The 22193-nt window shown below is 57.8% G+C and carries 22 protein-coding genes and 1 other RNA gene; 17 read left to right on the top strand and 6 right to left on the bottom strand.

Annotated features, from left to right (window positions below):
• The first annotated feature begins 24 nt into the window (after nucleotides 1-24).
• From ccsB to hmeg3_RS22610, 4 genes are all read left to right on the top strand, one after another.
• On the top strand, nucleotides 25-1176 hold the full coding sequence (gene ccsB, locus hmeg3_RS22630; protein WP_094565744.1) for a c-type cytochrome biogenesis protein CcsB: 1152 nt from the start codon (nucleotides 25-27) through the stop codon (nucleotides 1174-1176).
• A 12-nt stretch (nucleotides 1177-1188) separates the two neighbouring features.
• Nucleotides 1189-1848, top strand: coding sequence for an HAD family phosphatase (locus tag hmeg3_RS22625; protein ID WP_094565743.1), 660 nt, complete (start codon nucleotides 1189-1191; stop codon nucleotides 1846-1848).
• A 279-nt stretch (nucleotides 1849-2127) separates the two neighbouring features.
• Nucleotides 2128-2760 carry a sulfite oxidase heme-binding subunit YedZ gene (locus tag hmeg3_RS22615; RefSeq protein ID WP_094565741.1) on the top strand — a complete coding sequence of 211 codons (633 nt, stop codon included), beginning with the start codon at nucleotides 2128-2130 and terminating at the stop codon, nucleotides 2758-2760.
• A gap of 245 nt (nucleotides 2761-3005) precedes the next feature.
• Nucleotides 3006-3245 (top strand): hypothetical protein, encoded by a 240-nt coding sequence (locus hmeg3_RS22610; RefSeq protein ID WP_094565740.1) that lies wholly within the window; start codon nucleotides 3006-3008, stop codon nucleotides 3243-3245.
• A gap of 158 nt (nucleotides 3246-3403) precedes the next feature.
• Here the strand turns inward: hmeg3_RS22610 and hmeg3_RS22605 are convergent, their stop codons facing one another.
• From hmeg3_RS22605 to hmeg3_RS22585, 5 genes are all read right to left on the bottom strand, one after another.
• Nucleotides 3404-4405, bottom strand: a complete 1002-nt coding sequence (locus hmeg3_RS22605; protein WP_094565739.1) for an NAD(P)H-dependent glycerol-3-phosphate dehydrogenase — start codon at nucleotides 4403-4405, stop codon at nucleotides 3404-3406.
• A 176-nt stretch (nucleotides 4406-4581) separates the two neighbouring features.
• The gene (locus hmeg3_RS22600) at nucleotides 4582-5034 is read right to left on the bottom strand and encodes an SH3 domain-containing protein (RefSeq protein WP_094565738.1); all 453 of its coding nucleotides are present in this window, start codon (nucleotides 5032-5034) and stop codon (nucleotides 4582-4584) included.
• 139 nt (nucleotides 5035-5173) lie between these two features.
• Complete coding sequence (gene secB / locus hmeg3_RS22595) at nucleotides 5174-5668, bottom strand: protein-export chaperone SecB (protein ID WP_007875372.1); 495 nt, start codon at nucleotides 5666-5668, stop codon at nucleotides 5174-5176.
• Nucleotides 5669-5724: 56 nt separating this feature from the next.
• A complete protein-coding gene (gene grxC, locus hmeg3_RS22590) occupies nucleotides 5725-5985 on the bottom strand; it encodes a glutaredoxin 3 (RefSeq protein ID WP_094565737.1) in 261 nt (86 codons plus the stop codon).
• Nucleotides 5982-6407, bottom strand: a complete 426-nt coding sequence (locus hmeg3_RS22585; protein WP_094565736.1) for a rhodanese-like domain-containing protein — start codon at nucleotides 6405-6407, stop codon at nucleotides 5982-5984. Before hmeg3_RS22585 ends, grxC begins: the two co-directional genes overlap by 4 nt.
• Before the next feature lie 112 nt (nucleotides 6408-6519).
• On the opposite strand from hmeg3_RS22585, the gene gpmA reads away from it, so the two are divergent.
• The 9 genes from gpmA (at nucleotide 6520) to hmeg3_RS22540 (ending at nucleotide 16890) form a co-directional block, all read left to right on the top strand.
• On the top strand, nucleotides 6520-7266 hold the full coding sequence (gene gpmA, locus hmeg3_RS22580) for a 2,3-diphosphoglycerate-dependent phosphoglycerate mutase (RefSeq protein ID WP_094565735.1): 747 nt from the start codon (nucleotides 6520-6522) through the stop codon (nucleotides 7264-7266).
• A 14-nt stretch (nucleotides 7267-7280) separates the two neighbouring features.
• Nucleotides 7281-8708 (top strand): murein hydrolase activator EnvC, encoded by a 1428-nt coding sequence (locus hmeg3_RS22575; RefSeq protein ID WP_094565734.1) that lies wholly within the window; start codon nucleotides 7281-7283, stop codon nucleotides 8706-8708.
• Between the two features lie 3 nt (nucleotides 8709-8711).
• Complete coding sequence (locus hmeg3_RS22570) at nucleotides 8712-10232, top strand: S41 family peptidase (protein ID WP_094565733.1); 1521 nt, start codon at nucleotides 8712-8714, stop codon at nucleotides 10230-10232.
• Between the two features lie 61 nt (nucleotides 10233-10293).
• Nucleotides 10294-10368, top strand: a non-coding RNA gene (locus hmeg3_RS22565) — sX9 sRNA.
• Nucleotides 10369-10463: 95 nt separating this feature from the next.
• On the top strand, nucleotides 10464-11219 hold the full coding sequence (locus tag hmeg3_RS22560) for a molybdopterin-synthase adenylyltransferase MoeB (protein WP_094565732.1): 756 nt from the start codon (nucleotides 10464-10466) through the stop codon (nucleotides 11217-11219).
• A gap of 797 nt (nucleotides 11220-12016) precedes the next feature.
• Nucleotides 12017-12421 carry an RNA polymerase-binding protein DksA gene (gene dksA, locus hmeg3_RS22555; RefSeq protein ID WP_034378678.1) on the top strand — a complete coding sequence of 135 codons (405 nt, stop codon included), beginning with the start codon at nucleotides 12017-12019 and terminating at the stop codon, nucleotides 12419-12421.
• 669 nt (nucleotides 12422-13090) lie between these two features.
• The gene (locus tag hmeg3_RS22550) at nucleotides 13091-13411 is read left to right on the top strand and encodes a hypothetical protein (RefSeq protein ID WP_232511781.1); all 321 of its coding nucleotides are present in this window, start codon (nucleotides 13091-13093) and stop codon (nucleotides 13409-13411) included.
• Between the two features lie 143 nt (nucleotides 13412-13554).
• A complete protein-coding gene (locus hmeg3_RS22545) occupies nucleotides 13555-15591 on the top strand; it encodes a TonB-dependent receptor (RefSeq protein ID WP_094565731.1) in 2037 nt (678 codons plus the stop codon).
• Nucleotides 15592-15726: 135 nt separating this feature from the next.
• Nucleotides 15727-16890, top strand: coding sequence for a branched-chain amino acid ABC transporter substrate-binding protein (locus hmeg3_RS22540; protein ID WP_232511780.1), 1164 nt, complete (start codon nucleotides 15727-15729; stop codon nucleotides 16888-16890).
• Nucleotides 16891-16939: 49 nt separating this feature from the next.
• On the opposite strand, the gene hmeg3_RS22535 is transcribed toward hmeg3_RS22540, so the two are convergent.
• A complete protein-coding gene (locus tag hmeg3_RS22535; RefSeq protein ID WP_007875383.1) occupies nucleotides 16940-17404 on the bottom strand; it encodes an Lrp/AsnC ligand binding domain-containing protein in 465 nt (154 codons plus the stop codon).
• Between the two features lie 297 nt (nucleotides 17405-17701).
• Between hmeg3_RS22535 and hmeg3_RS22530 the strand changes: the two genes are divergently transcribed.
• The 4 genes from hmeg3_RS22530 (at nucleotide 17702) to hmeg3_RS22515 (ending at nucleotide 22065) form a co-directional block, all read left to right on the top strand.
• On the top strand, nucleotides 17702-18829 hold the full coding sequence (locus hmeg3_RS22530; RefSeq protein WP_094565729.1) for a branched-chain amino acid ABC transporter substrate-binding protein: 1128 nt from the start codon (nucleotides 17702-17704) through the stop codon (nucleotides 18827-18829).
• Nucleotides 18830-19076: 247 nt separating this feature from the next.
• Nucleotides 19077-20087 (top strand): trans-3-hydroxy-L-proline dehydratase, encoded by a 1011-nt coding sequence (gene lhpH, locus hmeg3_RS22525; RefSeq protein ID WP_094565728.1) that lies wholly within the window; start codon nucleotides 19077-19079, stop codon nucleotides 20085-20087.
• 4 nt (nucleotides 20088-20091) lie between these two features.
• On the top strand, nucleotides 20092-21030 hold the full coding sequence (locus hmeg3_RS22520) for a delta(1)-pyrroline-2-carboxylate reductase family protein (protein WP_094565727.1): 939 nt from the start codon (nucleotides 20092-20094) through the stop codon (nucleotides 21028-21030).
• 105 nt (nucleotides 21031-21135) lie between these two features.
• Entirely contained in the window at nucleotides 21136-22065 is a 930-nt protein-coding gene (locus tag hmeg3_RS22515) for a branched-chain amino acid ABC transporter permease (RefSeq protein ID WP_050478544.1), read from the top strand.
• Nucleotides 22066-22193: the final 128 nt, after the last annotated feature.

Below are 22193 nucleotides of genomic sequence, written 5' to 3'. Positions count from 1 at the left end.
GCAGGAGACAAATCGGAGAATATGATGGAATTGAGCCAAACCCACGCTTACTCGCAGGATATCGGCTTTTTTAAACGTCTCAGCGTGCTGGACTGGATCTACGCAGCTGCGCTGGTTGCGGCGTCGCTGTTTGCGCTGAATCGCTACGGCAACCATATGGACTACTACGAGAAGGCAGTCCTGGTCCTGGCGGCCCCCACTTTTGCCTGGCTTGGCTGGCACTGGAAACAGGTGCGTTGGCTGATGGCCTTGCTGGCGGTACTGGCCTTATCGGCCATCGCGATGTACGGCGGCAATCTGGAACTCGCCGATAAGAAATTCTTCCTCAAATATTTCCTTTCCAGCCAGTCCGCGATCCTGTGGATGAGCGCCTTGTTCGTGCTGTCGACCTTGTTTTACTGGATCGGCCTGATAGGCCGTTCGCCGGTCGGCTCCGCGATCGGCTCCAAGCTGTGCTGGGCGGCGGTGGTGCTGGGCTTTACCGGCATGCTGGTGCGCTGGTACGAGTCTTATCTGATCGGCGCCGATATCGGCCATATCCCGATTTCCAATCTGTACGAAGTATTCATTCTGTTTTGCATGATCACGGCGCTGTTCTATCTGTATTACGAAGAGCGCTATGAAACCCGTCAGTTGGGTGCTTTTGTGCTGCTGGTGATCACGGCGGCGGTCGGATTCCTGTTCTGGTACACCATGTCGCGCGATGCGGCTGAGATTCAGCCGTTGGTGCCTGCCCTGCAGAGCTGGTGGATGAAGATCCACGTGCCGGCCAATTTCATCGGCTACGGCACGTTCGCTTTGTCGGCCATGGTCGCGGTGGCCTATTTGCTCAAATCCAAGGGCTATCTGGCAGATCGCCTGCCGTCGCTGGAAGTGCTCGACGATGTCATGTACAAAGCCATCGCCGTCGGCTTCGCTTTCTTCACGATCGCCACTATCCTCGGGGCATTGTGGGCGGCGGAAGCCTGGGGCGGCTATTGGTCCTGGGATCCGAAGGAAACCTGGGCGCTGATCGTCTGGCTCAACTACGCGGCGTGGCTGCACATGCGCCTGATGAAAGGCCTGCGTGGGCCTTTCGCTGCCTGGTGGGCGCTGGTGGGCTTGCTGGTGACCACGTTTGCTTTCCTTGGCGTCAATATGTTCTTGTCGGGCCTGCATTCCTACGGCGAACTTTAAAAGGGTTTTGGTTTGAAGAAAGACGCAAGGTCTGATGTCGATCTGGTGCTGTTCGATTGCGATGGCACGCTGGTCGACAGTGAAGTAGTGGTTGCCGATGCCTGGTCGCAATACGTGGAACGCTACGGCGTTACCCTGACCGCCCAGGAGGCCTTGCAGCAATTTCGTGGCACCAGCATGAAACTCTGCCTGGCGCGCATCGAAGAATTGCATGGCGCGCCGTTGCCGGCCGTATTCGAACAAGAGTTGCGTGGCGTCATGACCGAGATGTTGAGCGAGCGTCTGCAGCCCATCAATGGCGCTTTGGAGATGGTGCAAGCGCTGTCGGTACCGTTTTGCCTGGCCTCCAACGCACCGCGGGCCAAGATTGAATTGTGTCTGAAGGTCACCGGCATGTTGTCGTATTTTGCCGGCCGCATTTTCAGCGCCTACGATGTCCAGAAATGGAAACCAGATCCCACCTTGTTTCTTCACGCGGCAGCCAGTCTGGGCGTGCCGTCGCATCGCTGCGCGGTCGTTGAAGACAGCCTGCCGGGCATCCACGCGGGGCTTGCCGCCGGCATGACCGTGTTTGCGTTGCAGCCGGAAGATCATATTCTGGACTTGCCGGAAGGCGTGCACGTCATTCGCGAACTGGCCGAATTGCCCGGACGCTTGCATCCCGTAGCCTGAGTTGGCAGTCTGACTTCGACGACGCATTGCAAATCTTCTTCCGCACATTGCCGGGGAAATCAAAATCACGAATTTCTGTAAGATGATGTCGATGCCTGCACGGGCAATTGGCGCCTTTCTCGTCGATTTTCGCCCTTCTTTTTTGCTTATCACCGCTTACGGAGTCCGCATGCTGATCAAGCGCTTGTCTCGCAACATCGACTTTTTCCCCTGCTTCGGCCTCTTCTCGCGCGCGACGACTTCATCGGCAGTGAGGATCAACCTGTTGCAGGCGGCGATATGAATATCATTCACGCCATCCGCAAACTGACGAGCCGGCAAGTCGACATTCTCAAAGCCGTGTTGTTTGCAGCGTCGCTATTACCGTTCTTGCGTCTGGCTGTGTTTGTCTTCCTCGACAAGCTTGGCGCCAACCCCATCGAGTTCATCACACGCAACACCGGCGACTGGACGCTGTATTTCCTCTGCATCACGCTGGCGATCACACCGTTGCGCCGGCTGACCGGCTGGAACTGGCTGATCCGCTTGCGCCGGATGTTCGGGCTGTTTTCCTTTTTTTATGTCGCGCTGCATTTCATGACGTTTTTCTGGTTCGATCATTTCTTCGACGTTGAGGAAATGTGGAAGGACGTGATCAAGCGGCCTTTCATCACTGTCGGGTTCATTGCTTTTGTGTTGCTGATCCCGTTGGCCGTGACCAGCACCAACGGCATGGTGCGCAGACTGGGCGGCAAACGCTGGCAATGGCTGCATCGCTTGATGTATCTGATCTTGCCGCTGGGCATCTTACATTTCTGGTGGATGAAGGCAGGAAAGAACTTGCTGGCCCAGCCGATACTTTTTGCAACAATTGTTTCCATCTTGCTGCTACTGCGTATGTTCTATAAATTCAGGTCGCAGAAAGCTATGTAAATAGTTGAAAATAAACGATATTTTATGTTTTTGCGTTGCGACAAACATGCCGGCGTTTTTACTTTTCTTGCTATTTCCTGACGAAAAATCGTTTTTCGCGTATTCCAAATCGTATTTGGTGCGTTAGATGACGTACAGCGCGCCAAAAACGCGCAGCGACAAACGCACAACGATGACAGATCACACCATCAATGTTGCCGCGGAAGTTACGAACAGGAACGTCAGAAGACGGTAAGGATAGAGTTATGCAAGCAATCGAACGCAACGCAAAGACAAAGCTCGGCGCCAGCCATCATCAGTCATACGCGCTGGCGGCCAAGGAAGGCCGTTTCAGCAAGACAGCCAAATCGTTTCGCGCCAAAGAGCGTGAAGACGATTGCTCCATGTATGACAAGCTGCCAAAGCAGATCGACGATATCGTCGAGGGCGAATCGCCCAAGCGTTTCAAACGCCCAAAAATGGAAAGCGACATCGTCGCCCGCTAAGTCAGGCAAGGCATCATCGCTTCAGGACGGTGCCGGGACTGCAAAAGATATGGGTGATGCAGTCCGGCATTTTCAGAATGTCGGGGACTCCCCGGGATGTTAAGGAATGCTGAAACCGCCCTTTGTTGTACTGCTTTTCGGGGTTTTAGTTTTTCTTTTCAGTTTTCTTCGCGCGGATCGCGCGACAGCAATTGCGCAACCATTTCCTGTACGGAAATGCCATCGAACAAGGCGCCGGCCACTGCATTGGTGATCGGCATGTCGATATTCAATTCCTGCGCCAGCGAGCGCACGGCTTGCGCACAACGCACGCCTTCGGCCACATGACCGAGTTCGGCAACGATCGTCTCCAGTTTTTTCCCTTGCGCCAGTCCTAATCCGACACGGCGATTGCGCGACAGATCGCCGGTGCATGTGAGGATGAGGTCGCCTACGCCGGACAAGCCCATGAAGGTTTCCGCACGTCCGCCGAGCGCAATGCCGAGACGGCTGATTTCCGCCAGGCCGCGCGTAATCAGGGCCGCGCGCGCATTCAGACCCAGTTGCAGGCCGTCGGCGGCGCCGGTGGCGATGGCGAGAATGTTTTTCACTGCGCCACCGATTTCCACGCCAATCAAATCGTCACTCGAATACACGCGCAGATTGCCGCCATGCACCGCAGCGACGACGCGCTCGCACAAGGCCTTGTCGTTGCTGGCGATCGTCAGTGCGCAGGGCAGGCCACGCGCCACTTCCTGCGCGAACGACGGACCCGACAAGGCACCCGCAGGAATGCTGTCACCCAGGACTTCACGCACGATCTGATGCGGCAGCAGGCGGGTTTGTTCTTCCAGGCCCTTGCAGAGCCAGACGATGTTGGGGATGTTGCGGTCGCGCAAGGTTTCTGCCAAGGCACGCAGGCCGGAGACCGATGACGCAACGATCAGCAGGCTGTCGGCGGGGCTTTGTGTGACGTGATCGACCGCAAGATCGAAATCCGCCGTGACCTTGAGCGACTCCGGCAGGTGAAAGCCGCGCAGGTAGTCCATGTTTTCGCGCTGTGCTGCCGCGTCTTGCATGGCCTTGGTGTTGCGGCCCCACAGGACGACCTGGTGACGTTGCACCAGATTGATGGCCAGTGCTGTACCCCAGGCGCCGGCGCCGAGTATCGAAATGTTCATGAGGGCTATCGCTAATGACTAATGTCTGAGGCTGGTGAGGTGAAAGCGAGGCCTGGCTTGATGATGCTTCGCGTACTGCCTGCGTATCTGAATATCAGAATATCCAAGTATGCGCCCGGTCCGGCATCGATGAACCGAGATCAATGCCGGCAGGGTGCACTTCGAAAATGGAAGAATCAATCCCCCCATACCTCTGCAGTCTTGACGAAGCCGCTCTGGCCGTCACGGTGTTTGACCTTGACCCAACCAGAGACCGGTGTCGGATCCGTCAGTTCCAGCAATACGTTTTTGTCGGCGCTGAACACGGTCGCGCTGGCCTCATCGGCGGCGGCGTGAATCTTGGCATTGGGTGCGCTGACAACGACGTTGCGCTTGGCTGCCAAAGCCTTCGACTGTACCCACGACAGCGCGCCGGAGGCATCGCGTACCTTGCTCCAGTCGCCATAGGTCAGTACGACTTCTACCGGCATGCCGCGTGGCGCGATCGAGACGCGGCGGCCTTTTTCGGATGGGGCGTCGTACAGAATCGCCGGCGCGGCGCCGACCGATTTGAAGTCGAGCGCATAAGCAGGAACGGCGGCAGCCGAGCTAAGTACGAGAGCGGATAGAACGAGAGAGGAAAATTTCATGGACTTGCTCCGCTGTAGAGGTTGAAGCCGTGTGTCCGGAAAGTCTTGCACGTACACGTCAGGCATCGAATAGCAGGAAAGAGGCGCGCTGCATTACCGTTCACGCCAAGCGGAATGGCAACGCAGCGGTACGGCAGAATCAGTTGACGGTCGTCGAACCGGTGACCAGTGTGCCATCGGTTTGTTGCTCGGCCAGCGCTTGCAGGCGTTGCTGATAGAACACTTCGAAATTGATTTCAGCCAGATGAATCGGCGGGAAACCGGCGCGTGTGATCACGTCGGCGATGTTGGCGCGCAGGTAGGGATAGATGATGTTCGGGCAACCGATGCCCAGCAGCGGATCCAGTTGCTCGGCAGGAACGTTGCGTACTTCAAAGATGCCGGCTTGCTTGCCTTCGACCAGAAAAGCGACCTTGTCCTTGACCTTGGCAGTCACGGTGATGGTGACGGTGGATTCGAAAATGCCGTCAGCCAGCGCTTCGGCGCCGACGTCGACCGACACTTCGATTGCCGGTGCATCCTGTTCCAGGAAAATCGCCGGTGAATTCGGTTGCTCCAGCGACAGGTCTTTCAGGTAGACGCGTTGAATCTGGAATACAGGTTGCTGTTCAGCTTGTTGGTTCTCTTCCGCCATGGAATGCTCTCGTTTCAGGTTGAATTAATACAGTTATGCAGGAATGACTCAGTACATCAGGCTTGCAGCAGGGGATCGAGTCCGCCCGCACGGTCCAGTGCACTCAGATCGTCGAAGCCGCCGACGTGGGTGTCGCCGATATAAATCTGCGGCACGGTGCGGCGACCGGTTTTTTGCATCATGATGTCGCGTTGCTGGGGATCGAGATCGACACGGATCTTTTCGATGTCTTCGATACCTTTGCTCTTGAGCAGCCGCTCAGCCATCATGCAATACGGGCAGACGGCAGTGCTGTACATGACGACGCGGGCTGTCATTTGGCGACCTTCGGGCTGTTTTGGCTGGCGGTCGGGAGACCTTGGGCTTGCCATGCTGCGATACCGCCGGTCAGGCCGTGTACTTCCGGGAAGCCGGCTTTTTTCAGGATGCCTTCCGCCTTGGCGGTCTGGGTACCCGACTGGCAGACGACGATGACGTTCTTGCCCTTGAACTTGTCCAGCTCGCCGACGCGTTGCGACAGGTCTTTGAGCGGGATATTGCGGGCGTCGCGCAGGTGCGCGGCGTTGAACTGCTCGACGTCGCGGACGTCCAGAACCAGGGTTTTACCCGTGTTGATCAGTTGTGTGGCCTGCAGCAACGTCAGCTTGCTGCCGCGCTGTTGCAGGAAGGGAACGAGCAGCGCGCCACCGGAAATGATGACGAGGCCGATCAGGAAAATATTGTCTACGATGAATTTCACGGGATCTCAATGGGTTTACTGAATCCCGGCATTATAAAATAGAAGCTGACACGCTATTTGATTCTTCAATTGCTATTTTCTCATCGCTTCCTTTTTCTGACTGTTCCTCACTATGTACAAAATCGTTTTCATGCGCCACGGCGAGTCGACCTGGAATCTTGCCAACCGCTTTACCGGCTGGGTTGACGTCGATCTGACCGAAAAAGGCGTGGCCGAAGCCAAACAGGCCGGCAAGCTGCTCAAAGAAGCCGGTTTCACCTTCGATCTGGCCTACACCTCGGTGCTCAAGCGCGCCATCCGTACGCTGTGGACCACGCTCGACGAAATGGATCTGATGTACCTGCCGGTGCAACACGACTGGCGCCTCAACGAGCGTCACTACGGCGCCCTGCAAGGTCTGAACAAGGCGGAAACCGCCGCCCAGTATGGCGATGAGCAAGTTCTGGTCTGGCGTCGCAGCTACGACACGCCGCCGCTGCCGCTGGAGCCGACCGACCCGCGCGCATCGTTCAACGATCCTCGCTATGCTGATCTGAAGCGCGAGCAAATTCCGCTGACAGAATGCCTCAAAGATACCGTGGCTCGCGTGCTGCCGGCCTGGAACGACTCCATCGCTCCGGCCATCCGTGCCGGCAAGAAAATCATCATCTCGGCCCACGGCAACAGCCTGCGCGCCCTGATCAAGTATCTGGACGGCATCAGCGACAACGACATCGTCGGCCTGAACATCCCCAACGGCCAGCCGCTGGTGTATGAACTGGACGCTGACCTGAAGCCGATCAAGAGCTACTACCTCGGCGACCAGTCCGCCATCGAAGCAGCCCTGAAAGCTGTCGCCAGCCAAGGGAAATCGAAATAACTACCTTTCGCGGCATGCTCAGGCAACACGTCAGGCAGCAAATCCTGAAGCACATTCAGCAGCCATCGCAGCGACGGCCGGCGAGCGCACTCTCGGTCGCCGTGGCTGCGGTTTTCCTGTCGGCGGCGTTGTGGCAGCCCGGCGCTTCGGCGCAACAGGTCACCGAGCGTACCCGGCAAAAGCAGGCGGCGGAAAAAGAGCGCGCCGATCTGCAGCAAAAACTGGCCAATCTCAAGCGTGACATCGACAAGACCGAAACCGCCAAGGGCAACGCGGCCGATTCGCTGGCGGAGTCGGAGCTGGCCATCTCCAAGGCGAATCGATCGTTGCGTGAGCTGACGCAGGAGCAAGCCGCCACAGAAGCCAAACTCGGCGTGCTGGTCAAGCAGCAGTCGGAGCTGTCCGGCGTCGTCAACGTCCAGCAGGCGCAGTTGTCGAAGCTGCTGCGCGAGCAATACGTGGCCGGCAACGAGGATCGCATCAAGTTGCTGCTCTCGGGCGACAATCCCAATCGCATCAACCGCGAATTGCAGTACATGGGCTACATTTCGCAGGCGCAGGCGCGTCTGATCGAAACCTTGCGCGTGAACCTGCAGGCGATCAAGGACAACAAGGCAGCGACCCAAAACGCCAAGTTCGAACTGGAAGAAATCGCCCAGGAAGAAAACGAACAAAAGAAGTTGCTGGAGAAAGAAAAGGCCAAGCGCAGCAGTTTGCTGGCCCAGTTGTCGACCAAACTCACCTCGCAGCGCAAGGAAGTCGGCAATCTCCAGCGCGACGAGCAGCGCCTGTCAGGCCTGGTCGACAAGCTGGCGCAGATCATCGAAGAGCAAAAGAAGGCCGAAGCAGCCGCACGCGAAAAACGTCGTCAGGAGCAATTGGCCAAAGCCAAGGCTGAACATGACAAGCGCGTCGCCCAGCAAGCGAAGGCCGCGCCGGGAACCAAGAGCAAGCCTGCGCCGTCCGACGCAATTGATGACGACGAAGCACCGCAATCACTGGGCAGAAACGACGCGACGCCGTCGCCGGAAGAAAATTTTGGTAAACCTTTCGCCAGCCTGCGCGGCCAGCTGCGTCTGCCGGTGCGCGGCGACCTGCTCGCCAAGTTCGGCGGCAAGCGCGGCGACGGACCAAGCTGGAAGGGGCTCTTCATCCGAGCTCCGGAAGGAACGGAAGTCAAGGCTGTGGCGGCGGGGCGGGTGGTCTATGCGGATTGGTTGCGCGGTTTCGGCAACCTGATCATCGTCGATCACGGCAATCAGTACATGACCATTTATGGCAATAATCAGTCCGTCTTGAAACGGGCAGGGGATCTCGTCAAAACCGGGGATGTCATCGCCAGCGCAGGTAATAGCGGCGGCAATGAGCAATCGGGTTTATACTTTGAAATGCGGCATCAGGGCCGCGCTTTCGACCCACTCGGCTGGGTAACTACTAGGTGAAACATGGGCAGCAAACTCAAGAATATCGGTCTTATCGGTCTGGGCATGATTGCAGGTGTGGCGGCTTCGATGCAGTTGGATGCCATCGCACAGAAGAGCGGAGCAGAGCCGCTGCCGCTGGAAGAGGTCCGGCAGCTGACCGACGTGTTCGGGATGATCAAGTCCAACTATGTTGAACCTGTCGAAGACAAGAAGCTGCTGACGGAAGCAATTTCCGGCATGGTCGCCTCGCTCGATCCGCATTCCGCTTACCTCGACAAGAAGGCTTTCAAAGAGCTGCGCGAAAGCACCATGGGCAAGTTTGTCGGCCTGGGTATCGAAGTCGGTATGGAAGACGGCTATGTCAAAGTGATCTCGCCGATCGAAGATTCTCCTGCCTACCGTGCAGGCATCAAGGCGGGCGATCTGATAACCCGTCTCGACGCGACACCGGTAAAGGGCCTGACGCTGGATGAAGCCGTCAAGAAAATGCGCGGCGAACCCAACACCAAGATCACGCTGACGATTGCCCGCAAGGACGAAGACCGTCCGATCATCGTCACCATCATGCGCCAGGAAATCCGCATGCAAAGCGTGAAGTCGAAGGTGATCGAGCCTGGCTACGCCTGGTTGCGCGTGACGCAATTCCAGGAGCCGACCGTCGACGACATGGCCAAGAAGATCCTTGCGTTCTACGCACAGGAACCAAACCTGAAGGGCCTGGTGCTTGACCTGCGTAACGATCCGGGTGGCGTCTTGCCAGGCGCGATCGGCGTATCGGGCGCTTTTCTGCCGAAGGATGCCGTGGTTGTGACGACTAACGGTCAACTGGCCAGCTCGAAGGTTATCTACGCCGCCAAGCGCGATGAATATGCACAAGGTTCGCTGACCGATCCGCTGGCGCGTCTGCCGGATGCGATCAAGAAGGTGCCGATGGTCGTGCTGATCAATTCGGGTTCGGCTTCTGCCTCCGAGATCGTGGCCGGCGCATTGCAAGACTACAAGCGTGCCACCATCATGGGGACGCAGTCGTTCGGCAAGGGTTCGGTGCAATCGGTCATTCCGTTGCCACCTGACCGCCAGACCGCCGTCAAGCTGACCACCGCGCGTTACTACACGCCGAATGGCCGCTCGATCCAGGCCCGCGGCATCGTGCCGGACATCATGGTCGATGAATACGCCGATGGCGATGGCCTCAACGGCCTGCGTCTGCGCGAAGCCGACCTGACCAAGCATCTGATCAACGACAAGGACAAGGACGCGACGGAAGTCAAAGCCACCACCGTCGACGAAAAGGAAGAAGAGCGTCTGATCGCGCTGGAGAAGAAGCGCAAGCCATTGGAATTCGGCAGCAAGGAAGACTTCCAGTTGGCGCAGGCGTTGAATCACCTGAAGGGTCTGCCGGTGCAGGTCTCGAAGGTCAAGGCCGAGATTCGCGATACTTCCAGCAAGGACGACAAGCCGGTGAAGGATATCCGTAAGGACAGCAAGACCCCATCGGAAAAGATTGAAAAGGCTCCGGCAGAGAAGATCGAAAAGAAGTAAAACCTGTCCGCGATCCTGCTGCGACGCCATGATCCGGCGTCGGGCGGTGCTCAGAATCCTCATGTACTCAAGTACATTCCGGTTCTTGCGCTCCGACCGCCACCGGCTGATGGCCTCTCGCTACGGATCGTGAACAGGTTTGAAGCACTGAATTGCGTTACATTAAGAGGGCTGCAGAAATGCGGCCCTCTTTTCATTTATCGCTCCGCCACTCTTCGTCACCACCACGCCATGAACGACCAGCAACTGCTGCGCTATTCGCGCCATATCCTTCTCGACGACATCGATATTGCAGGCCAGGAAAAGCTCCTGGCGGGACACGCATTGGTCATCGGCGCCGGCGGCCTGGGTTCGCCGGCAGCCTTGTATCTGGCCTCGGCGGGCATGGGCAAGATCACGCTGGTGGACGACGACACCGTCGATCTCACCAACCTGCAGCGCCAGATCATGCACACCACGGCGCGCGTCGGGCAGCTCAAGGTGGAATCAGGACGGCAGGCGTTGGAAGAAATCAATCCGGACATAGACATCGTCACCGTCGCCGAACGTGTCAGTGATGCGCGGCTGGCGGAACTGGTGAGCAAGGCTTCCGTGGTGCTCGACTGCAGCGACAATTTCGCCACTCGCCATGCCGTCAATCGCGCCTGCGTGCAGCACAAGGTGCCGTTGGTGTCGGGCGCCGCCATCCGTTTTGACGGCCAGATCAGTGTGTTCGATACACGCCGGGACGACGCACCGTGCTACGCCTGCCTGTTTCCGCCCGATCAGCAGTTTGAAGAAGTGCAATGCTCCACCATGGGCGTGTTTTCGCCGCTGGTCGGCATCATCGGCACCATGCAGGCGGCGGAAGCGCTTAAATTGGTGGCGGGCGTTGGCGAATCGTTGTCCGGCCGCCTGCAAATACTGGACGCCCGCTGCATGGAATGGACCAGTATCCGCTTTGCCCGCAATACCGCCTGTCCGGTTTGTGGAGCCGCTCACGCCTGAACCTCGGCTTCGCCGCGCAATAAAAGGCCGCAATGACGCGCGCAGCGTGGTCGACGCACCGCAAAAGCGGCGTGCGAAGTGCTATTTATGCGCCAAGTTCTGGTATACACTGTATTGGATTTGCATTTATATGCGTTGCGAGCCGGGGACGGCAACTGATCTACCGCAGACCGAGTAACTCGGGGGAGGGAAAGTCTATGGGCGTCATCGCAAAGAAAACTGTCAAAAAAAGTACCTCCGGTGCGAGCAGAGTGGCCGTAGTCGGCACCGCCGCCGCCAAATCTGCTGTCAAAACGCCGAAAACGGCCGCTCAAGCACCGCCGAAAATGGCTAGCAGGGCGGCAACGCCGGTAAAAAAGACCGGAACCCGTGCCGCCACCGGTGACGCATCTCCGGCGGGCAGCAAGGCCAAAAAAAGCACGGCGACAGCAGCAAAAACCGCAGTGGCGCCGAAGAAGAACACAACTTCGTCGACAGGCAATGTTGTTGTAGTAAAATCCCTGACCGTTAAAAAAACGGCACCAGCGTCGGCGAAGCCCGGCACAGGGAAGAGCGCAGGCGAGGCAATCGATAGCACGCCCAAGAAGGCAGTACCATCGGCAGCAAGGGAAGTGGATTCAAAAGCGACCAAATCCGGCATCAGTGCAGGCGGCAGCAAAGCCCGTGCAGAAGTAGCAACCAAGGCAGCAAACAAGGAAGCAAGCGCCGGATTAAAGGATAAAATTGAAAAACCCGTAGTATTGAAAGTAAGCGAAGTGGCAACTAAAACTCCCAAAACTACCCCTGATACGCAAACCTTGCTCACTGAGGAACAGATCCTCAAGATGGGCGAGAAGGACTACATGAACGAAGCGCAACTTGCTTTCTTCAAGGCCCGTTTGCAACAGCTGGAAAAAGATCTGCTCAAGAACGCAGGCGAAACCACTGAACATTTGCGTGAAACCGTGTTGGTTCCCGATCCTGCCGATCGCGCGACCATCGAGGAAGAGCATGCGCTGGAATTGCGCACCCGCGACCGCGAACGCAAGCTGCTGAAGAAAGTGCAGCAATCCATCGTCTCCATCGATGCAGGCGAGTACGGCTGGTGCGAAGAGACAGGCGAGCCTATCGGCATTCCTCGTCTGCTGGCACGTCCGACCGCCACGTTGTCTCTGGAAGCGCAGCAACGTCGCGAGCTGAAGCAAAAGCTCTACGGCGATTAAACTCCAGTAGCAATTCCAAGCGATGACGCCGCCTGGCTGGCGTCATCCGCTCACCAACTCCATTGTTGACCTTCCTCTTGCCGCGCAAGCTGCACGATGCGATTTCTTTGCGTCTGCAATCCGGCCTGAAATGCTCTTTCGATCCACTGACGATCTTCCGGCGCCGTTCTCAGGCTTCAGCCTCAGCTCTCTCTTTGCTCCTTGTTTCATCGGACGCGTGCCTATATCTCGGGCGGTTCCTTCTTCGTGGTGATCCAGTTTTCAGTCACATGATCAGCGCATCTCGTTCTTCTAAATGCAACAGTGTTGCAATATGCTGATATAATTCGGGCTCGCCGACATGCTCGGTGTGACAGCGTCGCGGTACCGCAGGGATGTGCTGCCGTTCTTCTGTCTCTCTGTTTTCTTCCCGGTTTTTGCCCGAAATATCTGACCATTATGGCCGTAGCCATCGCCACTTTGCTGCCTGCTTCCAGCCCTCGCGCATTCGCGCGGGCTGGATGGTTATCGGTATCGGCGCGGTCATTTTCGTTGCGCTCATTGTCCCGATTGTCTGCGCGGAGCGGCAGATCGACGCTGCTTCTGTCGTTATTGCTGTCGGCGACACTACTATTTTCTCAATTTCTCGGCTTGTTGCATGGCATTGCGCACGCTGGTTGGCCACCCGCCATGGAGCGTATCGCCGAAGCTTCCTTCAACGCCGCCTTGTTCAACTATGTCGATGGAGGGGATGTCGCTGACGCAGCTGAAGCTAACAATCCGCGCAGCGACGCCGGCACCGCTATCGGCACACAGCACCTCGAACATCCAAAGCATCATCATCATTCCTGCGTTGAATACGATGCCGCCAGCGGTGCAAGCGGGATTCACGTCCATTTCTTTTCTCCCCCGCTGGTTCCAGGCGTACAGGTGCTTGCGCTGTGGCAGGCTTTCGCCTCGTGGGATGCGCCGCTCGTCTGTCATTTTTCCTCTCGCGCTCCACCGCGCTGATCACTGAAACCGTCGATTTTTTAACCGGATAGCAATCGTGGCGCTAACGCCCGCCGCCGGCCACAGCAATTGCTGCGGTGGCACAGGCTGCTGCGTCTATTCATCCGGACAATTCCACTCTCATTGATCAGTCAAGGAACACCATGCAAGTCCAGCCAACCCTATTGGCAAGCGCCGTCCTGTCCGCGCTCGCCGCCATGTCCGCTGCCGCCATCGCGCAAACGGCGCCGCAACAAAGCGATTCGTCGCCACAGGTTCAGCAAGCGCAAAAATTGCAAGAAGTCGTCGTTACGGCCAGCCCGTTTGCCTCGGAAGAGAGCGCCCAGATCCTTACGCCCGCCAAGGTCTTGTCCGGCGACGAACTGCGTAACAAGCTCGGCAACTCACTCGGCGATACCTTGTCGCATGAGCTGGGCGTGTCTGCCTCCAGCTTCGGCGCCGGCGCCTCACGTCCTATCATCCGCGGCATGGAAGGGCCACGCGTGATGATGCTGCAAAACGGCATGTCGACGGCCGATGTGTCGACCGTCTCCAACGATCACGCCGTCGCCACCGAAGCTGCGACGGCGCGCCAGATCGAAATCCTGCGCGGCCCGGCCGCATTGCTGTACGGATCAGGCGCCATCGGCGGTCTGGTCAATGTCGTCAACGACCGCATTCCGACCGAGCTGGTGGGCAAGCCGACCGGGCAGGTCGAGGCACGCTACGGCACGGTCGACGGGCAAAAAAATACCTCCTTCGGCGTTGACGGCTCCGCAGGTCAGATCGGCCTGCATATCGATGGGAATTATCGCGACACCGACAACTACAAGATTCCAGGCAACGCCAAACAAGGCGACGCTACCAGCGCTTCCGGCCGTTTGCCGAACTCTTTTACACACGAGAGCAGCGTCGGCGTTGGCGGTTCGTACATCGCCAACTGGGGCCACATCGGCGCGTCGGTGTCGTCGCTGGACGACCACTACGGCATTCCGACGGCAGAAAAGTCCTTTATTGATCTGCATCAGACGCGCTACGACATCGACAGCCTGATCAGGGAACCGTTTGCCGGTATCGAGTCATTCAAGTTCAAGCTCGGCTACACCGACTATACCCACACCGAGAAGAAGGAAGATGGCACCTCCGACACGGTATTCACCAACCGCTCCCTGCAGACACGCTGGGAACTGACGCACAAACCGCTGGCAGGCTGGCGCGGTAACTTCGGCATACAAACCGAACAAAGTAACTACGCGGCCTTGTCGGCGGTAGACGGTTCGCCGCAGCTGACCCCGAAAACCAAGTCCAGCGCATTTGCGGGTTTCCTGGTTGAAGAGCGCAAATTTGGCGACGTGCTGGCTAGCGCCGGCCTGCGTCTGGAATCGGTGCAGCGCCGCCCTGAAGGCTTGCTCAACCGCGACTTCAATTTGTTCTCCTGGTCCACCGGCGCCATGTGGAGCTTCATGCCGGGCTACGGTCTGGGAGCAACTTATTCCGTGGCACAACGCGCGCCGACGGTGGAAGAGTTGTATTCCAAGGGGCCGCACGACTCGACTTCGACCTTCGACATCGGCGACAGCAGCCTGCAAAAAGAGACCTCGCACAATGTCGAGCTGACGCTGCAAAAGACGGAAGGCCTGGTGCGCTGGAAGGGCAACCTGTTCCAGAACAAGGTCAAGAATTTCGTCTATGGCCGCACCAACGGCCAGGTCGATGACAGCGGCAATCCTGATCCTGCCGGCGAGTTTTTGCAGCGCTTCTGGTCGCAAGGCGACGCCACGATTTATGGCGCCGAAGCCGAGGTCAGCTACAACCTGAGCGGCGAAGGTTTTTCGGTGCGCGGGTTCGCCGATACCTCGCATGGCAGGCTGGACAATCAGGGCAGCCTGCCGTTGCAGCCGGCCACACGTTATGGCGTCGACGTCGGCTACCGCCAAGGGCCGTGGGCCAGCGGTGTGCGCGTATTGCGCGCGCTCAAGCAGGATCGCCTGGCATCCTTCGAGCAAAGCGTCACGCCGTCCTACACGCAGATCGACGCCAATCTGTCGTACACACAAAAACTGCAGTCGATGCGCGTAACCTGGTTTGCACTGGTCAAGAATTTGCTGAATCAGGACATTCGCTATTCGACGTCAGTGTTGAAAGATACCGTGCCACAAACCGGTCGAAATCTGATCCTCGGTGTCCGCACCGAATTTTGATCGACTGATTTTTCACGTTTTTCGAGCCGGTGTGAAGCGATGCTTTTCACCGGCTTTTTTATCTGCAGTTGTTGGTAGATTGGGATATTCTCTCCAGCAATAAGGTGAAAAATGTTGGTTCAACGGAGGACGTGAATGTTGGAAAAACGGATGGTCTCTGCACGGTTGCGGGTGCTGTCATTGCTGTCATTGTCGTTACTGCTGCCATTTTCACTGGTGTGTGGGCTGGCGCAGGCAGAAGACCTGATAGTCAGGCTTGGTTTCAGCAGTCCGCTGTCCGGACCGCAGGCACCTGCCGGCAAGGATTCCCTGAACGGTGTGCAAATGGCTATCGAGCGCCTCAATCAGCAAGGCATCAAGGTCGACGGCAAAGTGTTGCGGTTTGAGCTGCTGATCAAGGATGACAAGGCCAATCCGCAAACCGGCGCCATCGTGGCGAAGGAACTGGTGGATGCCGGTGTCAAGGCGGTGCTCGGCCCTTTCAACTCCGGCGTGGCACTGGCGACATCTAAAATTTACAACGACGCAGGCGTTGTCTCCCTGACGGTCGCCTCCAATCCCAAAGTGACGCAGCCTGCGCTAAACCATGTTTTTCGCATCGCTGCCAGTGACAGCGACATGGGCAGCAAAATGGCCCTGTACGCTGCTCGCACCCTCAAGCTCAAAGTCGTCGCCATTGTTGACGACGGCTCGGCGTATGCACAAGGACTCATCGAGGAGTTTCAGAAAACCGCCAGACAAAACGGTATTCAGATCGCCCACAAGGCTGTGATCAGCGACAAGGCGACTGATTTTGGCGGTGTACTCAACAACATCCGCGCTGCACGCGTCGATGCCATCTTTTTTGGCGGCTATGTGCCGCAGGCCAGCGCCATGCTCAAGCAGATGCAGCAACTGGGTATGCCGACACTGTTCCTCGGCGGGGATGCCCTGTGTTCCTCGGTGATGCTGGTGCAAGCGGGCGCCAGTGTGGGCGATCGTACCTATTGTGTGCAGGGGGGCGTGTGGCTCACGCGCGTGTCGGACGGCGCGGTGTTTGCTTCAGCGTATCAGACCAAGTATGGCAGCATGCCGGACGTGTATGCGCCAACCTTTTACGATGGCGTGATGTTGCTTGCTCAGGCGATGAAGTCATCCAACTCCATCGACACGCGCAGCTTTCTACCCGTGTTGACGCGCCTGCGCTACAAGGGCATTACCGCCAACTATGAGTTTGACGCCAGGCACGATATGAAAGAATCGACCGTGACCATTTTGCGTTTTCAAGACGGCAAGCTGACGCCGTTGTCGAGCTTCTGATTTGTGGAGTGCGTCGCTGAGCGTGGAAGACGGCAAGCGGGGCGGGCGACTATTTGATCGGCAAACGGATGGTGCTCTTGACTTCTTCCATGACGGCGTAGGTGTGCGTCTCACGTACGCCCTTCAGCTGGAGCAGCGACTTGCCGAGAAATTCGCGGTAAGCGTTCATGTCCTTGACCCGCGATTTGACCAGATAATCAAAACCACCGGCCACCATGTGGCATTCCATGATTTCTGGAATGCTCTGCACGCTTTTTTTGAAGGCTTCAAACACGTCGGCCGTGGTGCGATCCAGCACAACCTCGATGAACACCAGCAGCGACACATCGAGCAATTCCGGATTGAGTTGGGCCGCATAACCCAGGATATAGCCGGCGTCCTGCAGTTTTCGGACCCGCTCCAGACAGGCGGCAGGGGACAGATTGACGCGCGCGGCCAGGTCGACATTGCTGATGCGGCCGTCGTTTTGCAGTTCCGACAGAATTTTTTTGCTGATTTTATCTAACGTAGCCATAGAATCTGAATTTAATTTTGCCAAAGGCAAATTAGGTGAATTAAATTCTGATTATAAGTGCAATTATCGGGACTAATATCATTCAAGAGTAAATAGAATCGAGCACCATAAAAACGTTGCGCCGGAATCTGCACACCAGACCCGGACGCGACAAGCCGACCAAAGCACAGAAGAGAGACTTACCCGCCATGCCATTATCTGCAGTTGCGCCTTGCGACCGTCTAGCCTTTGTTGCCGCCCCGGCCTGAATTCAGCGATTTATCCCAAGCCTGACCTTCAACCAAGAGAGGAAACAACATGTATAACCGCATGCATATCATCGCCGCTTCACTTGCTATCATCCCGGCATTCGCATCTGCTCAGGAAGTGCAAACAGTGAAGATCGGTTTCAGCAGTCCGCTGACCGGGCCACAAGCCTCGGCCGGCAAGGATAACCAAGGCGGTTTGCAAATGGCGGTCGAGCGTCTGAACACGCAAGGTCTCGTCATCGGCGGCAAAAAGATCAAATTTGAAATCGTCGCGGAAGATGACCAGGCCGATCCGAAGTCGGGCGTGGGCGTGGCACAAAAGCTGGCTGACCAGGGCGTCAAGGCCATCGTCGGTCCGTACAACTCGGGCGTGACCATTCCTGCTTCGCGCGTCTACAACGACGCCGGCATCGTCACAGCAACCGTGGCCTCCAATCCGAAGATCACTCAGCAAGGCTTTGCCACATTGTTCCGCGTTGCCGCAAGCGACAGCCAACTGGGCGGCAAGATGGCGCTGTACGCAGCCAAGGAACTGAAGATCAAGACCGTGTCCGTGATCGATGACCGTACTGCCTATGGCCAAGGTCTGGCGGAAGAATTCATCAAGATTGCCCAAGCCAACGGTATCAAGGTCGTGAGCAAGGACTTCACCAACGACAAGGCAACCGACTTCACCGCTATCCTGACCTCCATCAAGGGCAAGAAGCCACAGGCCGTGTTCATCGGCGGCTACGCGCCACAAGGCGGCCCGATCAAGCGTCAGATGAAGCAATTGGGCATCGACGCATTGCTGATGGGCGGCGACGGTATCTGCTCGCCTGAAATGGGCCGTCTGGGCGGCGACGCCATCGGCGAAAGCGTCTACTGTACCCAAGGCGGCACCATGCTGGAGAAGGCCAAGGAAGGCAAGGCTTTCGCTGACGACTACCAAAAGAAGTTCGGTCGTCCTGCAGAAGTTTACGCAGTCTCGTTCTATGACGGCATGATGGTCATCGCTCAGGCAATGAAGGCGGCAAACTCTGTTGAACCGAAGGTCTATGGCCCTGCGCTGGCTAAAATCAAATACAAAGGCGTGGCAGGTCAGTACGAGTTCGACGACAAGCATGACCTGAAGCAATCGCCAGTGACGATCTTCCGCTTCAAGGATGGCGTGCCGGTTGCTCTGACCAGCTACTGATCGGTCATCCTCCACGTTTCATTTCTGCCAGGGAACAATCGCAGTCTCGCGATTGCTTCCCTGAAATGATCCCCAGGTAGTTCCTCTCCGGCCCGCTGCAATGCAGCAGGGCCGGCGATTGTCGCAGCCTCGTCATTCGATTGGGCCAGGCATTGATGCATCCGTATCACCAATACGGCGCACGCAATGGGAAATGCAATACACTGCCCCTTGCAAACAGTTTCTAGGATTTTGTAGAAGGAAATTCATGCTCAGTTATACCCGTACCGTCCAGACGATCGACGCCCATACCGGCGGCGAACCCCTGCGTATCCTGGTGTCCGGCTTGCCGCAAGTGCCCGGCGCCACCATTCTTGAAAAACGCAGCTGGCTTAAAGAAAACCGTGACGACCTGCGCCAGTTCCTCATGAACGAGCCGCGCGGCCACGCCGACATGTACGGGGCTTACCTGTTTCCACCTCTGACGCCGAATGCCGATTTCGGCGTTATTTTTATCCACAACGAAGGCTACAGCGACATGTGCGGCCACGGCATCATCGCGCTGGGCAAAGTGCTGGTCGAGATGGGCTATGTTGAGCGTACTTCACCGGTAACCCGCATCTGCTTCGACGCGCCGGCCGGCTTCATTGACGCCAGCGTGGAGTGGGACGGCCAGCGCGCCGGCAAGGTCACCTTCAAGAACGTGCCGTCCTTCATTTATCAGCGCGATGTCGAAGTCGACACACCGAGCTTTGGCAAGATCACCGGCGACATCGTCTTCGGCGGCGCCTTCTACTATTACATCAACGCCGACCAGGCCAAGCTGACCGTCAAGCCGGAACTGGTGCGTCAGCTGATCCAGCTCGGCGCCGAAACCAAGGCCGCCGTCAAAGCCAAGGTCAAGATCCAGCATCCGCTGGAGCCGGGTTTGAACACGCTGTACGGCACCATCATCGACAGCGCGCCCAATTTCCCCGATGCCGATCAATCCAACGTCTGCATCTTCGCCGACCGCGAAGTCGACCGTTCGCCGACCGGCACCGGCACTTCCGGCCGCGCGGCGCAATTGTTCCAGCGCGGCAAACTGGCGCTGAACCAGAACTACGTCAACGGCAGCATCGTCGGCAGCAATTTCGGCGTCAAAGTCACCGGCACCACCAAGGTCGGCGAGCTTGATGCCGTCTTCACCGAAGTGACCGGTTCGGCGCACATCATGAGCACCAACCAATGGGTGCTGGAAGAGTCCGACCCGTTCCCGACCGGCTTCTTCCTGAGGTAAATCGATGCATATTCTCGACGCCCGACAAACCGCCGACGCGCTGCCTTACAGCCGCCTGGTTCCCGCGCTGGCACACGCCGCGCAGGAATACTCCGGCGGTCAGATTACTGCACCGGATCGCCAGGTGGTGCCGATCGATGCCGCCAGCGTGCTGCTGAGCATGCCGGCTGTCAGCGCCGATCTCAGTGTCACCAAACTGATCACCGTCCACGCCGACAACGCCAAACACGGCTTGCCGGTCATACAGGGCGAAGTCGTCGTATTCGAAACCCATACCGGCCGTCGAATCGCCTTGCTGCACGGCCCGACCGTGACCGCACGCCGTACCGCAGCGATGACCTTGCTCGGTATCCAGACGCTGGCGCCCGCCAAGCCGAAGTCGGCGCTGCTGATCGGCACCGGCGTGCAGGCTGCTGCACACGCTGACGCGCTGGTGGAGTATTTCGGCGTCACGCAATTCTGGATCGTGGCGCGCGACATCGCACGCACTCAGGCATTTTGCAGCGAACTCAGCACGCGCCACATTGATCGCAATATCGTCGCCAGCCCCTTGTCTGCGGACGCGCTGCATCAAGACGTGCCCGCTACCGACGTGCTGATCGCGCTGACTACTTCCCGCAGCGCCGTGATCCCGGCCAAACTTGCGCCGCATACGCTGGCCATCGGCGTCGGCGCCTTCAAGCCCGACATGGTGGAATTCCCGGCGCAGCTGCTGGCTGAGCGCACCATCGTCGTCGACGATGTCGATGGCGCCAGGCACGAAGCGGGTGACCTGATTCAGGCCGGTATCGACTGGAGCAAAGTCCGCAACATCGGCGACATCCTCGCCGGTCGCGGCGAACCGCTTCCTGCCGATCGTGGCCTGCCCGTGTTCAAAACCGTGGGACAGGCTTCGTGGGATCTGGCGGCGGCGCGCGTGGTGCGCGACATGTTGCAGGCCTGAAGCTGCAGGTCTGAACCAGCCTGACGCAGGGAAATTTTCTTTTTCAGATTTACAAAGAACCGCCTCATCACAACCGGGGCGGAAAAAAGGGAGCATAGGAGACATATGGACATATTCATCCAGCAAATCATCAACGGCCTGGTATTGGGGAGCATGTACGCCCTGATCGCCTTGGGTTACACGATGGTGTACGGGGTCTTGAACCTGATCAATTTTGCGCACGGCGACGTGCTGATGATCGGGGCGATGGCCGGTTTGAGCATTCTGAAACTGGTGCAGCACGTGGCGCCGGATCTGCCGGGCATCGTCAAGTTGATCATTGCGATCATTGGCGCGATCCCCGTGTGCGTGATCGTGAGCATGATCATCGAGCGTGTGGCCTATCGTCCGCTGCGCAATGCGCCACGGTTGGCGCCATTGATCACCGCCATCGGCGTATCGATCCTGCTGCAAACGCTGGCCATGATGATCTGGGGCCGCAGCCCGGTTCCCTTCCCGCAAATCATGCCGTCGGATCCGGTGCATATCGCCGGCGCGCTGATCTCGCCCACCCAGATCATGCTGTTGCTGCTGGCCTTGGCCGCGATGATCGGCCTGGTGCTGATCGTTGAGAAGACCAAGATGGGCCGCGCCATGCGCGCCACCGCCGAGAACCCGCGTATTGCAGGCTTGATGGGCGTGGACTCGAATCGCGTGATTGTCGTCACCTTCATCATCGGCGCGGCGCTGGCCGCGATTGCCGGCGTCATGTGGGCGGCGAATTATTCGACAGCGCAATTCGCCATGGGCTTCGTGCCGGGGTTGAAAGCCTTCTCGGCAGCGGTGCTGGGTGGTATCGGCAATATCTATGGCGCCATGCTGGGCGGCATTCTGCTGGGTCTGATTGAAAGTCTGGGCGCCGGTTACATCGGCGATCTGACGGGCGACTTCCTGGGCAGTAACTACCAGGACATCTTCGCCTTCATCGTGCTGATCATCGTCTTGACCTTACGCCCATCCGGAATCATGGGTGAACGCGTCGCCGACCGCGCTTAAAAATTTACTCATGTTCCTACTGCGCGAACGTGATCTGCCGCCGTACGGTGCTCGCCATCCTCGTGTACTTCAGTACACTCCGGTGGCTGTGCTCCGGTCGACGACAGCTGACGTTCGCTCGCTACGGA

Origin of the sequence: Herbaspirillum sp. meg3, from assembly GCF_002257565.1 — a bacterium.
Taxonomy (GTDB): Bacteria; Pseudomonadota; Gammaproteobacteria; order Burkholderiales; family Burkholderiaceae_D; genus Herbaspirillum.
The sequence above is the reverse complement of the archived record's forward strand: the minus strand, read 5'-3'. Positions and strand labels throughout refer to the sequence as shown.

Bases quoted from the DNA above. Each gene is read 5' to 3' on its own strand.
- ccsB (WP_094565744.1), top strand. From the start codon at position 25: ATGGAATTGAGCCAAACCCACGCTTACTCGCAGGATATCGGCTTTTTT.
- hmeg3_RS22615 (WP_094565741.1), top strand. From the start codon at position 2,128: ATGAATATCATTCACGCCATCCGCAAACTGACGAGCCGGCAAGTCGAC.
- hmeg3_RS22610 (WP_094565740.1), top strand. From the start codon at position 3,006: ATGCAAGCAATCGAACGCAACGCAAAGACAAAGCTCGGCGCCAGCCAT.
- hmeg3_RS22605 (WP_094565739.1), bottom strand. From the start codon at position 4,405: ATGAACATTTCGATACTCGGCGCCGGCGCCTGGGGTACAGCACTGGCC.
- hmeg3_RS22600 (WP_094565738.1), bottom strand. From the start codon at position 5,034: ATGAAATTTTCCTCTCTCGTTCTATCCGCTCTCGTACTTAGCTCGGCT.
- secB (WP_007875372.1), bottom strand. From the start codon at position 5,668: ATGGCGGAAGAGAACCAACAAGCTGAACAGCAACCTGTATTCCAGATT.
- grxC (WP_094565737.1), bottom strand. From the start codon at position 5,985: ATGACAGCCCGCGTCGTCATGTACAGCACTGCCGTCTGCCCGTATTGC.
- gpmA (WP_094565735.1), top strand. From the start codon at position 6,520: ATGTACAAAATCGTTTTCATGCGCCACGGCGAGTCGACCTGGAATCTT.
- hmeg3_RS22575 (WP_094565734.1), top strand. From the start codon at position 7,281: ATGCTCAGGCAACACGTCAGGCAGCAAATCCTGAAGCACATTCAGCAG.
- hmeg3_RS22570 (WP_094565733.1), top strand. From the start codon at position 8,712: ATGGGCAGCAAACTCAAGAATATCGGTCTTATCGGTCTGGGCATGATT.
- hmeg3_RS22560 (WP_094565732.1), top strand. From the start codon at position 10,464: ATGAACGACCAGCAACTGCTGCGCTATTCGCGCCATATCCTTCTCGAC.
- hmeg3_RS22550 (WP_232511781.1), top strand. From the start codon at position 13,091: ATGGAGCGTATCGCCGAAGCTTCCTTCAACGCCGCCTTGTTCAACTAT.
- hmeg3_RS22545 (WP_094565731.1), top strand. From the start codon at position 13,555: ATGCAAGTCCAGCCAACCCTATTGGCAAGCGCCGTCCTGTCCGCGCTC.
- hmeg3_RS22540 (WP_232511780.1), top strand. From the start codon at position 15,727: ATGTTGGAAAAACGGATGGTCTCTGCACGGTTGCGGGTGCTGTCATTG.
- hmeg3_RS22535 (WP_007875383.1), bottom strand. From the start codon at position 17,404: ATGGCTACGTTAGATAAAATCAGCAAAAAAATTCTGTCGGAACTGCAA.
- hmeg3_RS22530 (WP_094565729.1), top strand. From the start codon at position 17,702: ATGTATAACCGCATGCATATCATCGCCGCTTCACTTGCTATCATCCCG.
- lhpH (WP_094565728.1), top strand. From the start codon at position 19,077: ATGCTCAGTTATACCCGTACCGTCCAGACGATCGACGCCCATACCGGC.
- hmeg3_RS22520 (WP_094565727.1), top strand. From the start codon at position 20,092: ATGCATATTCTCGACGCCCGACAAACCGCCGACGCGCTGCCTTACAGC.
- hmeg3_RS22515 (WP_050478544.1), top strand. From the start codon at position 21,136: ATGGACATATTCATCCAGCAAATCATCAACGGCCTGGTATTGGGGAGC.